This window comes from Wolbachia endosymbiont of Drosophila aff. chauvacae BK-2020 (assembly GCF_032848195.1).
GTDB classification, from domain to species: domain Bacteria; phylum Pseudomonadota; class Alphaproteobacteria; order Rickettsiales; family Anaplasmataceae; genus Wolbachia; species Wolbachia pipientis.
The window spans coordinates 1,056,187-1,071,449 of sequence record NZ_CP136586.1 but is presented as its reverse complement, the minus strand read 5'-3'; the positions used below and the strand labels follow the sequence as shown (position 1 = coordinate 1,071,449).

Sequence of the window (15,263 nt, the reverse complement as noted above, 5' to 3'; positions counted from 1 at the left end):
CTATGAGGATTTTAAATTATACTATAATAAATTTAGTAATGAGTAAACATCTACTGCTAAATATTAACAAAACTCAAAAAGGAATAATACATATTATTGGTATAGGTGGAATCGGAATGAGTGCCATTGCTGAAATTCTTCACAATTCCAATTGCAAAGTTCAAGGCAGTGATGCACAATCAAACGACAATATAAATAAGTTACAAAAGCTAGGTATAGAGGTTTTTATTGGTCACAATGCTAATAATATAAGCCAAGCTCAAATAGTTGTACATTCTTCTGCAATAGAATCTGATAATGTGGAGTTAATTGCGGCAAAAAATAACAATAAAACCGTTTTGCATAGATCAGACATACTTGCTGAAATTATGAAAGGTAAATATGTGATAGCGGTTTCAGGTTCAAGCGGAAAGACAACAACAACCGCTATGATTGCTTCCATTTTTGATCATTCTGGCATTGATGCGACTGTAACTGTAGGAGGGATATTAAATTCCTATAAGAGCAACTTCAAACTTGGAGGGAGTGACACTTTTCTGATCGAGGCTGATGAGTCTGATGGAACTATGCTAAAAATCCCTGCAAAGATTGCTGTCATAACAAGTATCAACAATGACCACATAGATTATTACGGCACATTTGATAATATCAAAAATGCATTTTCCCAATTCGTGAATAATGCAGGTTCTGCAGTTTTACCTGATTCTGTAGACATCGATTATGATGCGGGTAATTCTATAACGTTTGGGTTTGAGAATGGTAGCATAAGAGCCAGCAACATTAAACAGCATGCTAACAGCATAGAATTTGATGTGTTGAACAACTGGATTCCAGCATTACGTGCTGGAATGACAAAAGGAAAGTGTACAGAGATGTCATCCCAGTGCGTGACACTGGGATCCAGCCCTTTAAAAAACATAGTACTATCAAATGCAATTGGAATTCACAAAGTAAGCAACGCCCTAGCTGCAATATCAGTTGCGATAAAGCTCGGAATTAGCGATGCAGATATTAAAAAAGGCCTTTTGGAATTTCAAGGAGTAGCAAGAAGATTCTCTTTGATTGCCGATATTAAAGGTGTTAAGTTAATTGAGGATTATGCCCATCATCCAAATGAAATATATGCAACTTTAACGGCTGCACGTTCGATTACTAAAGGAAAAGTAATAGGAATTATCGAACCACTTCGTTTTGCCCGCATTCGTAATTTTTTTGATGAATTCATACGCATTTTCATGATGTTTGATTATGTCATCCTCACTCCTGTTCATCCCCCAGAAGACAAGCCTATTCCTGGTTGTGGGATTGATGATATACAAAAAGCTTTAATCAGTAATGGATTTAATAACACAAAAATTATGAATGATGCTTTGCTCATTTCACATTTTATTAGTGATTCGACAAGTCCAAGTGATATAGTATTATTTATTGGTGCTGGTAGTAATATAGCTAAATTGGCAAAGGAAACTGCAGCACTTATTGCGGAAGTTAAGGTTTAATGTAATGAATAAGATAATCAATAACGTATTTGCAAGAGAAATTTTAGATAGCAGGGGTTACCCCACTATTGAGGTAGAAATTGAGCTCTGTGATGGTGCAATAGGCAGGGCATCTGTACCTTCTGGAGCTTCAACCGGTAAATTAGAAGCCTTGGAACTCAGGGACCAAGATGAGAAAAGGTATTGTGGTAAGGGAGTGCTGAAAGCTGTTCAAGCTGTAAATGGGATAATAGCAGATGAAATCATTGGAATGAATGCAGCGGACCAAAATGCAATTGATAAAGCATTAATTGAACTGGATGGAACAAAAAACAAATCAAAACTTGGAGCAAATGCAACTTTGGGTGTGTCTCTTGCAGTTGCAAAAGCAGCAGCAAACAGTTTCAAAATGCCGCTATATAGATATTTGGGAGGAAAGCAGACGAGTGTTATGCCGGTTCCACTCATTAACATAATTAATGGTGGAGTACATGCAGACAATAAGCTCGATTTCCAAGAATTCATGATTCTTCCGGTCGGTGCTGAGACTTTCAGCGAAGCGATTAGAATATCTGCGGAGGTATTCCACAACTTACGTAGCATTCTTAAGAAAAAAGGTTATAGCACAAATGTAGGGGATGAAGGTGGTTTTGCACCAAATATTGAAAGTACTGAAGAAGCACTTGATTTGATCATATACGCTATAGAATCAGCAGGTTATTCAGCGCAAAGTGATTTTGCACTAGGCCTTGATGTTGCTTCATCTACTTTTTATGAAGATGGAATTTACAAATTTGAACACAGAGATCTTACTTCAGAAGAGTTGACTGAATATTATTGTAATCTTGTGGAAAGATATCCAATAATTTCTATAGAAGATGCAATGAGTGAAGACGACTATGAAGGTTGGAAATTACTTACTGCAAAATTGGGGAGTAAAATTCAATTGGTTGGGGATGATTTGTTTGTTACAAATTGTGAACTGATATGCAAAGGAATAGAGGAAAAAATGGCAAATGCTGTACTGATCAAGCCAAATCAAATAGGGACGTTAACAGAAACTTTTGCTGCTATTGAAATGGCAAAATCAAATGGCTATAAAGCTGTTGTTTCTCATCGCTCAGGTGAAACAGAAGACACAACAATATCTCATATAGCAGTTGCGTCAAATTGCGGGCAAATAAAAACCGGGTCGCTATCGCGTTCTGATAGACTCGCGAAGTATAACGAGCTAATCAGAATAGAAAGCGCATTAGGAAAGGATGCTAAATATTATCGTGGGTTAGCATGGGTTTTATAGACGAAGTAAAATTGTGTTTAAAAGCTGGTGACGGTGGTGATGGCTGTGCAAGTTTTCGTCGAGAAAAGTTCGTTGAATTTGGTGGTCCAAATGGTGGTAATGGAGGAAAGGGTGGAAACATAGTTTTCATCAGCGACGCTAATCTCAACACTTTGCTTCATTTTCGTTATAGAAGACACATTAAAGCAGATAGTGGAAAAAATGGTGCAGGCAGGGATAGATCTGGCACAGCAGGGAAAGACGTTATACTTAAAGTTCCAGTCGGTGCACAAATAATTGATGAAGAAAGTGAAGAGATAATAGTAGACCTTGACAAGCCTGGTATGGAATTTCAAGTAGCACAGGGTGGAAAAGGTGGACTTGGAAATACTAATTTTAAATCTTCTACTAATAAGGCACCAAGACATTTTACTTACGGTCAGCCTGGCGAAGAAAAACATGTATTATTAAAACTAAAAGTTTTATCAGATGTTGGAATTATTGGCATGCCAAACGCAGGTAAATCAAAATTTTTGACTCGCTGCTCAAATTCCGATACAAAAGTAGGCGATTATCCATTTACCACCGTAAGACCTCATTTAGGCATGGTAAAAGTGGATGATAGCGAAGTTGTAATAGCAGATATTCCTGGAATAATTACTGATGCTCACCTTGGAGTTGGGCTCGGGCATAAATTTTTAAAGCACATAGAAAGGTGTCAAATTTTACTTCATTTAATCGATGTAACTCACGATGACGTTGTTTCGGCTTATAGTTGTATCCATAATGAATTGGAACTTTACAATAGTGATCTTGTTGAAAAAGAAGAGATTGTAGTATTAAACAAATGCGACTTATTGAGGGAAGCAGAAATTCTGGAAAAGAAGAATCACCTAGCTAATTATCTCAATAAAGAAGTGCTGTGCTTATCAATTAATGGTGATTTACAGCCTATTTTAAGATTATTAAGTGAAAAATTGAAAAAGAGTAATTCTAAGGAAATCGATGTATATGATCCTTTTAAAGCGTAAATTTTCTATTTATGGATGTACAAGAATGGTAGCGTGCAACCAGAACTAAGCGTACAGCTGTGCAAACATCGTGATTTGAGTCCACCAGAAGGGTGTCATCCCAGTGCCCAGACACTGGGATCCAGGAATTTTATTAAGTTGGTAAGCATAAAAGTAGCCGTTTTATGTTAAAATACAACGTTTTGATGATTATGAAAAGGCTGGATTCCAGACTGGAATGACACCATCATAAAGTGAATCAGTGTCAGCTACTTGCATCTACCATGCAAGTTAACTGAAAATTGCAATGTTCGTACACTTGACTACTTGGATCTAGTATGATTTAATTAACAAAGAAGTAGGCATGAAAAAATTATGTAGTGAACCAGTTTGCATAACACCAGGAGGAAAATATGGATAGAAAGACGAGAATAGAATCAGACAGCTTAGGGGAAGTAAAAGTACCAAGTGAACATTACTGGGGAGCACAGACTCAGCGTTCTTTAGAAAATTTTAAGATTGGCACAGAAAAAATGCCAGAGCCTCTGATTAAAGCATTAGCAATAGTAAAACTTGCAGCAGCGCGTGTTAATATGAAACATGGTGTTATAGATGATAGGGTAGGGGACGCAATTTGCACAGCCGCGAGGGAAGTAATAGATGGCAAATTTAATAATGAATTTCCGCTTGTTGTTTGGCAAACCGGATCCGGAACGCAGACTAATATGAATATGAATGAAGTGATCAGCAATCGTGCAATAGAGATTTTAGGTGGTAATTTGGGTAGTAAATCTCCAATACATCCAAATGATCATGTGAATTATGGTCAGTCGTCAAATGACACCTTTCCAACAGCAATGCATATAGCAGCAGCAGAGCAAATAAACTGCTTGCTTATTCCAAATCTTGAAAAATTGCATAAGGTGCTGGATAATAAGGTTCAGGAATTTAAAGATATAATAAAAGTAGGACGTACTCATCTGCAAGATGCAACGCCCCTAACACTAGGACAGGAGTTTTCTGGCTATGCAGCCCAGATTAAAAAGGGGATAGAGAGAGTAAAATCAACTTTAAGTGGTATATACGAGCTTGCACAAGGTGGCACTGCGGTTGGCACGGGACTCAATACTAAAAAGGGTTTTGCTGAAGATTTTGCAAAGCAAGTTGCAGGAATTACTAACCTTCCATTTACTTCAGCAGGCAATAAATTTGAAGCGCTAGCAGCAAATGATGCTTTAGTTGAGCTCAGTGGAACACTCAATACAGTAGCAGTCAGTTTAATGAAAATTGCAAATGATATAAGGTTGCTTGGTTCTGGTCCAAGATGCGGAATTGGGGAAATAATGTTACCGAAAAATGAGCCTGGTTCTTCAATTATGCCAGGTAAAGTGAATCCAACTCAGTGTGAAGCGGTGACTATGGTATGCACTCAAGTTATGGGAAATCATGTTGCTGTAACCATTAGTGGTTCAAACGGTCATTTTGAATTGAATGTGTTTAAGCCAGTGATAATTTACAATGTTTTGCAGTCTATAAGACTTTTAGCTGACGCAAGTTTAAATTTTACAGAAAAATGTGTAGTTGGTATTAAAGCAAATGAAGAGAGGATAAAAGATTTACTGAATCAGTCGTTGATGTTGGTCACTATATTAAATACGCATATAGGGTACGACAATGCAGCAAAAATAGCGAAGCTTGCTTATAAAGAAAATATCACTCTAAAAGAAGCAGCAGCAAAACTTCAACTGCTCACTGAGGAAGAGTTTGAAAGGATAGTGAAACCAGAAGAAATGGTAAATTATTTGTAACCGCTCACACTTAATTCTTCAATCTCACTAATAGAAAGGCCAGTAAACTTGACAATAGTGTTAACATCAACATTATTATCTTGCTTTGTCTACCTTATTTTGCCGCTCCCCTGAACGGATACGGTTTAAGACATAAGATCCTTTTTCATAGCTATACTACGTTATCCAGCGTCTGGGCACTGGTTTCTTGGTACTTATTCCGCAATAATTTTTTTTTCCTTCAATAAACTTTGCAGTTCGCCTTTTTCGTACATCTCGCGAGTGATGTCGCAACCACCAATAAACTCTTCCTTTATATATAATTGTGGAATTGTTGGCCAATCAGAAAACTTTTTTATAGATTCACGTATTTCATCATTCTCCAACACGTTAATATACTTAAACTTCACGTTCAATTTTTTTAGGATTGACACGACGAGTCCAGAGAATCCGCATTGAGGAAAATCAGAAGTGCCTTTCATATACAATACCACATCATTTTCTGTTATATCTTTTTTTATTTGTTCAAAATTGCTCATAAATTCACCTTATTTTTAAGTATTAGTTTCCAGTTGCAAGGCGTGTATAGACTGACCTTCCAGAGCTTTATATACCATTTTATGCTGTTCTATTTTTGTCTTTCCAAGAAAACACTTGGAGTTTATTTTTAAATGATAATGGTCATCATCTCCAGCAAGATCATGAATCTTTATATCAGCGTCGGGGAACGATTGTGTGATGATCCTCTCTAATTCGTGAATTGCAATAGTCATTGATTTGCTTTAAATTACAATACTTTCATTATAAATCTAAAACGATTGAGCGCAATAAAAAGTTGCTATCATAAAAAATAGAAGCATACTATAATAATGGAATGACAAATTATGCAGGGAGGCTTTGTGGTGGGCGAAAGATTTAAATTCACATATCTATTGGTTTTGCTAACTTTTTCATTTAGGTGCTTATCTTACGATGATAAAATAAATAACTTAGAGAATGTTTACATCAAAGCTAACTATTTTGGAGCATTCTTCAATGCAATAGGTTCTCTAGAAGGAAAAGAAGATGCAGGTGACAATATAACAGAGGGGGTTTTTAGTTTTAATAAGAAGGAGCGAATTGAAGCTGGATACAGTCCTAAATATGTTCCAGGGTTTGCCGGTAGTGCTGCAATAGGGTATTTATTCAAAAATATGAGAGTTGAGTTTGAAGGCTTATATTCTCAGACTAACTTATATGATGAAGATTATTCAGATAAGAAAAAAGCAAGATATATTGAACTTCGTCGTCACAATGATGCGTCTACTGGAGCGGAATGCAATTCACCTTGGAGAAGTGGAAAGGTTGATATTCACATTCAAGAAAATTGTAGTGTTGAAGCAGAGTTCAGAGCTGCATTTAAGATAAAAAATGAAGGTTTTAATAACTTAGCTGGAATGGTCAATGTATATCGTGATTTTAATATAGCAAAAATGCCATTCACCCCATATGTTGGTATTGGTGCAGGTGTAACTAGGGTTAAATTTCTAGGAAAAACCAGATATGCCTTGGCTTACCAAGCAAAACTTGGTATCAATCACCAACTTACAGCACAAACTCAAGCATTTGCTGGTTTACGCTATTTTGGTATCCTTGATAACCAATTTAAAGATATTGTACCAGGAATAAAGATACTAGCTGGTGAAGGATATATTCCTGCCGGTGGAGGAAGTAAAGTTGATGAAACTGCACGTGTTGAATCAACAACTGCAACCATTACCAATAGGTTTGGCATATATGGCTTAGAGTTTGGGTTGGTTTATCACTTTTAACTTTATCCAATAAATTACATATGTGAAGATAGTAAATTCAGCGTGCTGAGAACATTAGAAAGACGAGATTTTAATTGATTTTCATATTTACCCCAATCTTGTATTGCCTTTCTTGCAACACCTGAATCAACTGCGGCTTTTGCAACAGCAGGAGCTACTATAGAAATTAATCTTGGGTCAAATGGAGTAGGTATTATATATTCACGTCCATAGCCCATTTTACGACCGCCATAGACTGCAGATATCTCACCTGGTACTGGCTCACGGGCAAGCTTTGCTATTGCATCTGCAGCTGCAATTTTCATTTCATCATTTATTGTTGTTGCATGTACATCAAGTGCCCCTCTAAATATATAAGGAAAACCCATTACGTTGTTGACTTGGTTGTTGTAATCTGACCTACCAGTTGCAATTATTGCATCTGGCCTCACAGATTTTGCAAACTCAGGCCTTACTTCTGGATCGGGATTGGCAAGAGCAAAAATAATCGGGTCTTTGCCCATACTCTTTAACATCTCTTCATTTAACACATCTTTTGCAGATAGTCCGATGAATACATCAGCGCCTTTTATTGTATCAAGTAGAGAACGTTCGGAAGTATCAATTGCATACTTTTCCTTCCACTCATTCATATCCTCGTTTCTACCTTTGTATATTACTCCTTGCTTATCACACAGCACTATATTTTTAGCGCCCATGGACTTTAGTATTTCTAAACATGCAATACCGGCTGCTCCAGCACCATTCATAATGATCTTAACGTCCTCTAATTTCTTTTCAACAATATCAAGAGCATTTTCTATGCCAGCTGCAACAACCACCGCAGTTCCATGCTGGTCATCATGGAACACTGGAATATCCATCAGTTCATTCAGGCGTTTCTCTATTATAAAACAATCGGGAGATCTTATATCTTCTAAATTTATCCCCCCCCAACTTGGCCCAAGATACCTTACTGCATTGATGAAATCTTCTATATTTTCTGTACCAACTTCTATATCAACTGCATCAATATCAGCAAAACGCTTAAATAAAACAGCTTTGCCTTCCATGACAGGTTTTGCAGCAAGAGGACCGATATTACCAAGTCCAAGCACTGCAGTGCCATTTGAAATGACAGCAACACAGTTGCTTTTTGCTGTATAATCATAAACAACCTCAGGATTTTTAGCTATTTCAAGGCACGGAGCTGCAACACCAGGGGAATAAGCAAGTGACAAATCATACTGGGTAGATAAAGGTTTTGTTGGCATGATTGAAATTTTACCAGGGTTACCACCTCTGCTGTGATACTTAAGCGCTTCTTGTTTTGTGGTACTATCTAAATCATCGTTCATCATTACATCCTTATATTTTAAGCTTGTATTTTTTAAGTATATGGAGTTTTTATAAATGTTCAATTGTAAACTATTAACTTGTGAACTCTGTTGTACTTCTGTATAAGTTTACCTATTACGTAAGATGATATTACATGCTTAAAAAAAACGTGCCTAATTTGCTTACAATTTCTCGTGCACTTGCAATACCAGCAATAATATTAAGTTTTTATATAGAAAATAAATATGCAGGCCTGATAACAATATCAATCTTTGTGTTTGCGTGCATTACGGATTTTTTTGATGGTTACCTGGCGCGTGCGTGGAAAGTCCAATCAAAGTTTGGCAAGCTATTTGATCCAATTGCTGACAAATTAATAGTGGTTTCAACGATAATTATGCTAGTTTATAAGCATAAGATAAATGATTTTACAATAGTACCATCGATTATCATCATCTGTCGGGAGATATTAGTCTCGGGTTTACGGGAGTTTCTGATAGCTACAAATGTTAGTCTACCTGTAAGCAAAGCTGGAAAAATTAAAACATTTTTGCAGATGGTTGCTGTAGTAGCGCTAATAATGAACGATTATTATATGATTCAATATACAGGTGCGATTTGTTTATGGGTTGCAGCTATTATAACTATGTGGTCAGGCTATAATTATATCCTAGCCGGCATCAAATAGATTGATTAAATCTCCTAGGAAATAGTTAATAGACAAGAGTAGTTAATATCTTAGTGATATTGACTCAGAAAGCAAAAAGGTGTATAATTGTATTAACTTACTACTAATTAGGTTAATATTATGAAAATACCTAGTGGCAAATTTTCTTCTACTAAAAAGGTTCCAGGAAAGAATAAGAAAAAAAGAGATTTTGAACCATTAGAAGAGTTTTTTTGGGATTTTTGGCCAACAGTTGATAAAGAAGTCAAAAGAGAAAGGCTAGAACAAGAACTATTAGCACTAAAAAAAAGAGAGCTATATAGAAAATGTGCATCATTGGCAACAATGGTCCCATTTACATTGCTGATGGCGATTGAACTGGAAAAAACATATAGCGATCAGGTATTACTTGGCGTGATAAGTGGCGCGCTAAGCCACACTATATTACCTTTTACAGTCTTATCTCTTATTTGTACGCTATATTTAATTTACAATAATAGGAAGATAGCACAAAAAGAACGAGAGTTGGAGATTATTGAAAATGGAGAGGAAGTAAAGGAAAAAGAGCACAATATTTCTGATATAGGTCAGTGTTTGATCTATATTGAGGCTATAACAACTGCACTGGTTATTGTAGGTATGATAATGGGTGAAACATCTTCACTTGAAGCAGCAGAGGATGCAATTTTATTTCTTGCCAATGCAATTGCTTTTCTTGCAACTCTTGTTTCTTATATTGATAAGCATGAAAAAAATAAGAAAAAGGAAACAGAAAAGTCTGATCTTGATGAGAAATCTAGCAAGAAAACTAGCAATATATCTGTAGCCGGATTGGCGCTTGCTGGTTCTTCTGTATTTTTAATAAGAAGGATAATGTTAATAGCATTAGCATCGTCCTTAAATCCTGCTGTTGGACCTACTTTAAGCTTGGTAGGTATTGCAATTTTTATGGCTGTACAGGTCTTAACTATACATTCCTACAGTAAGACGCTGAAAGATCCAAAAGTGGAAGGACGAGGTGAATCAAGAAATGCAGGTAGTTCTGACCGTAGTTATAAAGAAGAAGGACCGGCTATTGCCTAAGAAATTTATTTATTTAAGTAATATTTAGGTCTATACTTTATTTTGATCGAAAAAAATCTTATGTATAAGACTTTAATCACGTGCTTTATTTTCCTAATTTGCTCCTTTACACAATCGTATGCGGATGATCTTGAAAAAACTGAAACTGAACTATATGAAGAAGCAGTTGAACTTTTTGACCAGAAAAAATATAAACAAGCTATTAGGGCATTTCATAAGATAGAGGATTTGTATCCTTTTTCTTATTGGGCAATGAAAGCAAAATTATTATCTGGGGTCTCTCACTATAATATGGGTAACTATAGCAGTGCTGCAAGTGATATGGCTGATTATATATATGTTTATTCAAATGGTGAAGATTTACCATATGTATACTACTTAAGAGTATTATCTTATTACATGCAAATTAATAAAGTGCAACTTGGACAGCAAACTGCATATAAAACTTTAGAGCTAGCCACTGAGTACATTAATCTCTTTCCAGGCAGCGAATATGTAGACGAGATAAAGGAAAGAGCAAAATTAATCACAGAACATATATCAACAAAAGAGTATTCTATCGGTAAATTTTACCTGAGGCGTGGTGAATATTTAGCAGCAATTAAGCGTTTCCAGAATATGGCAAGCTATAAGGATTCTAAATATTTTTCTAAGTCTATTAACCATTTAATAGCAGCCCATTCAGCTCTTGGCCTTGACTTAGAAGCTGAGCAGTATGAAAGTATGTTATTAGCAGAAAACCTGCAAGATGCCAAGCCAGAGGCTTGAAAATTTGCTTTAGCTTTTTCTATGCTTTGATATATAATTAGGTTTTTAACTATTTGAATATGGCTGGTCATTCACAATTTTCAAATATAAAACATCGGAAAGGCGCTCAGGATGCAAAGCGCTCTCAAAAATTTACGAAGCTGATCAGAGAAATAACAGTTGCTGCAAAGCAAGGGCTGCCCGATCCCGAACTCAACCCGCGCCTTCGCTCTGCTATATTTGCTGCACGCAAGGAAAATCTACCAAAAGATAAAATAGAAACAGCAATAAAAAATGCAACTGGTAACGTTGCTGGAGAAAATTACGAGGAAATCCAATATGAAGGTCATGGGCCTTCTGGCACTGCACTCATTGTCCATGTTTTGACTAATAATCGCAACCGAACTGCTTCTGAGGTACGTTATATATTTTCTCGCAAGGGTGGAAACTTGGGAGAAACAGGAAGTGTTAGTTACCTTTTCGATCATGTAGGCTTAATCGTCTATAAAGCAGAGGGTGTGAATTTTGATGATTTATTCAGTCATGGAGTCGAATTAGAAGTATTGAATGTTGAGGAAAATGACAAAGAAGGATTACACGTTATAACTTGTGAAATAAAAGATTTTGGTAAAGTACGCGATGCCTTTTATGCAAAATTCGGAGAACCAGAACTTGCTCGTCTTTCATGGCAGCCAAAAGATCTGATTGAAATTAGCGATAAAGAGTTGATTGATAAATTATCTGCATTGGTTGAAGAATTAGAAGATAATGATGATGTACAGTATGTGGAAGGTAATTTTACTTTTGTTGATGCTGTTTAAATGATGAAGCTGATTGTATTTATGCTGCTCTTTATCTTACCGTTATATACCGCTGAAACATCAACAGATCTTGCACAGCCATTCCAGCATGGAATCAGAAAAAAAAAAGCTACTTTGACGACAGAAAGTGATAGAAAGTTGTTATTCATATCCAGTACCATAAAATCTTCCTTTTTTGCCACGGAAGGGTTGGCGCCAAATACAGTGGTGAAATTGATCAACATATATAAAGATTTCGGTGTTGATTTTAAAAAAGACATTGTGCCGAAGAGTAAATTGGAGGTTCTTTTTGAGAGATTGCCTAATAATCAGAAGACTGAAGAAAAAATTTTATATGCTTCACTGATAATAAACAAGAAAGCTATTAGTTTATATCATTATAAATCGCAAGACGGCAAAGAAAGGTATTTTAATAAAGAAGGAATAAGCTTAAAAAATGGCGAAATTTTTGCAAATCCTTTAAATGGAGATTATCGCATATCCTCAAAATTTGGCAATAGAAAGCATCCTGTTCGCGGTAAAATTGCTTTTCACAAAGGAGTGGATTATGCAGCTAAACTTGGCACTCCCATATACGCTGCTGCAGAGGGTGTGATAGAATATATAGGAAAGAATGGTGGCTATGGAAATTACATCAAAATAAAACACAAAAATGAATATTCAACCTGTTACGCGCATATAAGTAGATTTAGTGGCGATATAAAGTTAGGCTCTAAAGTAAAGCAGGGGCAGGTCATCGCCTATGTTGGTAGCACTGGTGTTGCAACAGGCCCTCATTTACATTACGAAGTTATATATAACGGCAAACACATCGATCCGCTTACGATAGCACATAAAACTGAAGTAAAATTGCCTGATCATGAATTAAGAGAGTTTAAACTATTTGTAAATAAGATAAATAAAACGATCAACAGAGAGAGTTCAAGTGAAAAAGAAGTTTAAAGACAATATGGATAAGAATACGATAAACGATAGAAATTTGAGTCAAATTCGGGCTTTTCCTGTACTAATAGCGCTAGGATTAATTTTATCGCTGCTTTTTTTGGCATATGACAGCACAATTGCACTTGGAGTTGCTGCCGTTTCAATTTTGACTTTTCTTCAAGGATTTTTTATTAATGACCCTAATGAAGCAAGAGTGATAGAATTTTTTGGTCATTATATTGGAACTTATTTTAAGTCTGGAATATGTGTAACGCTTCCCTTTTCAAGCAAATATATAGTTTCCCTAAAATTTCAGAATATTAACACAGAAAAAATAAAAGTTAATGATGCAAATGGAAGTCCAATAGAGATTTCTGCAGTAATTGTTTGGAGAGTGAGCAGTCCTGCAAAGGCGTATTATAATGTTAACAACTATCACGAATTTGTTTTTGTACAAAGTGACTCGGTAATTAGAGAATTGGCGAGCAATTATCCGTATGACAGCGAGAGCAATGAGGAATCTTTACGTAAAAATTCTGATAAAATTTCAGATGAATTGCGGTCAATGTTACAACAAAGATTAGATATTGCAGGAATTGAGATTACAGAAGCAAGAATATCGCATTTGGCGTATTCGTCCGAGATTGCACAAGCAATGTTAAGGCGTCAACAAGCACATGCTATCACTTCGGCAAGAAGGCATATAGTGCAAAATGCAATAGGAATTGTCGAGGAAGTAATAGCTCATTTTGAAAAAAACAAAAGCTTACAATTAGATGGCAAGCAAAAGGTTCAATTGATAAATAATTTGTTGGTTGCCCTAATCTCTGTGCAAGATGCACAACCGACGATTAGTTTAGATAATAATTAGCATAGAAGCCGATTGGGTTTCATAAATGCAAGTCACTATTAATTTCTTGATTAATAGACTAAATGATGTTATAAATTACACGCATTAGGGGTGCTCTAGAAAAGCTGAGAGTACATAAAGTACAACCCTTTGAACCTGATATTGTTAAAGCAAGCGTAGGAAAATGTATGTATATAAATATTGAAGAATGCTTCGGCTTCATTGCGTTAATTGCATCTCTAATTGGATTATCACCTCAAGTATATAAAGCATATATCACTAAAGCTACTCGTGATGTATCGATGTTAATGTTAGTAAACTATCTTATTTGTTCATTGTCTTGGATTGGCTATGGTCTTTACCAGAGCTCAATTTTTGTGGTGCTTAGCAATATTGCTGGATTAGTGATTAGCATAATATCAATTATTCAAAAATGTTACTACGATGCAAAACCTGCACCATGATCATGTGCTGCACTGCAGTACACAACAACAATATCGTTCTATTGTAGTGCTAAATGGAAAAATACCGAGCTCATCGTTTTTTAAACGAGATATACCTATTATTGCTGTAGATGGAGGAGCAAACAAGCTTCTATCAATTGGCGTAAAACCTGATCTTGTAGTAGGAGATTTGGATAGCGTAAATCTGGATTTACGTGCTAATTTGAATACGATATATCTACCTGATCAAGATTATTGCGACTTTTCTAAAGCAATGGCTCACTTAAAAACAGTAAAGTTATTGCCATCAATAGTAACGGGTATTACTGGAGGAGCAATTGATCACATACTACAGAATATTAACATTTTTCTAAGTACGGGCAGTATCTTTTACACACCTTCACCTCCCATGGTAGGTTACACTTTACAAAAAGGTATTACCCATTTTTTTTCTTTGCCAAAAAATACTAAAATATCTTTACTTGGTATACCGAGAGCTCAAATATCAACTAAAGGATTAAAATGGGAACTGCACCTTAGTAATCTTGCTTTTCCGGGAAAAAAATCTTGCTTTAATCGAAGTTTAGGCAATAAGGTATCCGTAGAAGTACACAGTGGTATATGTCTAGCAATGATTTATTTAGAGACAGTAGATGATGCTGCAAGACATCATGTGCGTCAAGTTAAGAAGTAAATAGACTTCTTGCATAACCCAAACTAAGTAGAAAAAAGGTATCATCCAAGTAGCTGACACTGGTTCCTTTATGACGTGTCATTCCAGTTTCAGCTACTTGAATGACAGCAGTCCTACGTCATACCGCCGCGGTATCTCTTAGCCGCTAACAAGCAGCGGGATGACGAATTGCTTAACCGTCATACCGCCACGAACCGTCATACCGCCGCAGACCGTCATACCGCGATTCATTCGCGGTATCTCTTAGCTGCTAACACGTAGTGGGATGACAAATTGCTTAACCGTCATACCGCCACGAACCGTCATACCGCCGCGGCGCTAACAAGAGATCCCGCTAACACGTAGTGGGATG

General features: G+C 36.2%; 17 protein-coding genes and 1 riboswitch. Of the genes, 14 read left to right on the top strand and 3 right to left on the bottom strand.

The annotated features are described in order from the left end of the window. Positions 1-2 precede the first annotated feature (2 nt). The 5 genes from murC (at position 3) to fumC (ending at position 5,575) form a co-directional block, all read left to right on the top strand. The gene (gene murC / locus R0F62_RS05630; RefSeq protein WP_038250394.1) at positions 3-1,499 is read left to right on the top strand and encodes a UDP-N-acetylmuramate--L-alanine ligase; all 1,497 of its coding nucleotides are present in this window, start codon (positions 3-5) and stop codon (positions 1,497-1,499) included. A 4-nt stretch (positions 1,500-1,503) separates the two neighbouring features. Further along, positions 1,504-2,778 (top strand): phosphopyruvate hydratase, encoded by a 1,275-nt coding sequence (eno, locus tag R0F62_RS05625; RefSeq protein WP_010082238.1) that lies wholly within the window; start codon positions 1,504-1,506, stop codon positions 2,776-2,778. Next, positions 2,766-3,788 carry an Obg family GTPase CgtA gene (gene cgtA / locus R0F62_RS05620; RefSeq protein WP_006280016.1) on the top strand — a complete coding sequence of 341 codons (1,023 nt, stop codon included), beginning with the start codon at positions 2,766-2,768 and terminating at the stop codon, positions 3,786-3,788. Before eno ends, cgtA begins: the two co-directional genes overlap by 13 nt. Before the next feature lie 15 nt (positions 3,789-3,803). Continuing rightward, a complete protein-coding gene (locus R0F62_RS05615) occupies positions 3,804-3,959 on the top strand; it encodes a hypothetical protein (RefSeq protein WP_179943761.1) in 156 nt (51 codons plus the stop codon). Between the two features lie 221 nt (positions 3,960-4,180). After that, positions 4,181-5,575, top strand: coding sequence for a class II fumarate hydratase (gene fumC / locus R0F62_RS05610; RefSeq protein WP_274979161.1), 1,395 nt, complete (start codon positions 4,181-4,183; stop codon positions 5,573-5,575). Positions 5,576-5,769: 194 nt separating this feature from the next. Here fumC and grxD read toward each other — a convergent pair whose 3' ends face one another. Both grxD and R0F62_RS05600 read right to left on the bottom strand, forming a co-directional pair. Next, positions 5,770-6,093 carry a Grx4 family monothiol glutaredoxin gene (gene grxD / locus R0F62_RS05605; protein ID WP_006280013.1) on the bottom strand — a complete coding sequence of 108 codons (324 nt, stop codon included), beginning with the start codon at positions 6,091-6,093 and terminating at the stop codon, positions 5,770-5,772. Positions 6,094-6,108: 15 nt separating this feature from the next. Continuing rightward, positions 6,109-6,327, bottom strand: a complete 219-nt coding sequence (locus R0F62_RS05600) for a BolA/IbaG family iron-sulfur metabolism protein (protein ID WP_274979162.1) — start codon at positions 6,325-6,327, stop codon at positions 6,109-6,111. Between the two features lie 129 nt (positions 6,328-6,456). On the opposite strand from R0F62_RS05600, the gene R0F62_RS05595 reads away from it, so the two are divergent. Continuing rightward, positions 6,457-7,365, top strand: a complete 909-nt coding sequence (locus tag R0F62_RS05595; RefSeq protein WP_274979163.1) for a P44/Msp2 family outer membrane protein — start codon at positions 6,457-6,459, stop codon at positions 7,363-7,365. Between the two features lie 14 nt (positions 7,366-7,379). On the opposite strand, the gene R0F62_RS05590 is transcribed toward R0F62_RS05595, so the two are convergent. After that, positions 7,380-8,702 (bottom strand): malic enzyme-like NAD(P)-binding protein, encoded by a 1,323-nt coding sequence (locus tag R0F62_RS05590; protein WP_274979168.1) that lies wholly within the window; start codon positions 8,700-8,702, stop codon positions 7,380-7,382. Positions 8,703-8,836: 134 nt separating this feature from the next. Between R0F62_RS05590 and pgsA the strand changes: the two genes are divergently transcribed. The 8 genes from pgsA (at position 8,837) to R0F62_RS05550 (ending at position 14,911) form a co-directional block, all read left to right on the top strand. Continuing rightward, entirely contained in the window at positions 8,837-9,370 is a 534-nt protein-coding gene (gene pgsA / locus R0F62_RS05585; protein WP_010962629.1) for a CDP-diacylglycerol--glycerol-3-phosphate 3-phosphatidyltransferase, read from the top strand. A 120-nt stretch (positions 9,371-9,490) separates the two neighbouring features. Further along, a complete protein-coding gene (locus R0F62_RS05580; RefSeq protein ID WP_274979164.1) occupies positions 9,491-10,432 on the top strand; it encodes a hypothetical protein in 942 nt (313 codons plus the stop codon). A 60-nt stretch (positions 10,433-10,492) separates the two neighbouring features. Beyond that, positions 10,493-11,200, top strand: coding sequence for an outer membrane protein assembly factor BamD (locus R0F62_RS05575; protein WP_010962627.1), 708 nt, complete (start codon positions 10,493-10,495; stop codon positions 11,198-11,200). Between the two features lie 59 nt (positions 11,201-11,259). After that, positions 11,260-12,000 (top strand): YebC/PmpR family DNA-binding transcriptional regulator, encoded by a 741-nt coding sequence (locus R0F62_RS05570; protein WP_274979165.1) that lies wholly within the window; start codon positions 11,260-11,262, stop codon positions 11,998-12,000. A 3-nt stretch (positions 12,001-12,003) separates the two neighbouring features. Next, a complete protein-coding gene (locus R0F62_RS05565) occupies positions 12,004-12,942 on the top strand; it encodes a M23 family metallopeptidase (protein WP_038198862.1) in 939 nt (312 codons plus the stop codon). Between the two features lie 7 nt (positions 12,943-12,949). Continuing rightward, positions 12,950-13,795: an SPFH domain-containing protein gene (locus R0F62_RS05560; RefSeq protein WP_274979169.1), complete on the top strand. Its 846-nt coding sequence runs from the start codon at positions 12,950-12,952 to the stop codon at positions 13,793-13,795. Between the two features lie 76 nt (positions 13,796-13,871). Next, a riboswitch (TPP riboswitch) is annotated at positions 13,872-13,974 on the top strand. Next, positions 13,963-14,238 carry a SemiSWEET family sugar transporter gene (locus tag R0F62_RS05555; protein ID WP_274979166.1) on the top strand — a complete coding sequence of 92 codons (276 nt, stop codon included), beginning with the start codon at positions 13,963-13,965 and terminating at the stop codon, positions 14,236-14,238. (Overlaps the previous riboswitch by 12 nt.) Beyond that, positions 14,219-14,911 carry a thiamine diphosphokinase gene (locus tag R0F62_RS05550; protein WP_274979167.1) on the top strand — a complete coding sequence of 231 codons (693 nt, stop codon included), beginning with the start codon at positions 14,219-14,221 and terminating at the stop codon, positions 14,909-14,911. The genes R0F62_RS05555 and R0F62_RS05550 overlap by 20 nt, the downstream gene beginning before the upstream one ends. Positions 14,912-15,263 lie beyond the last annotated feature (352 nt).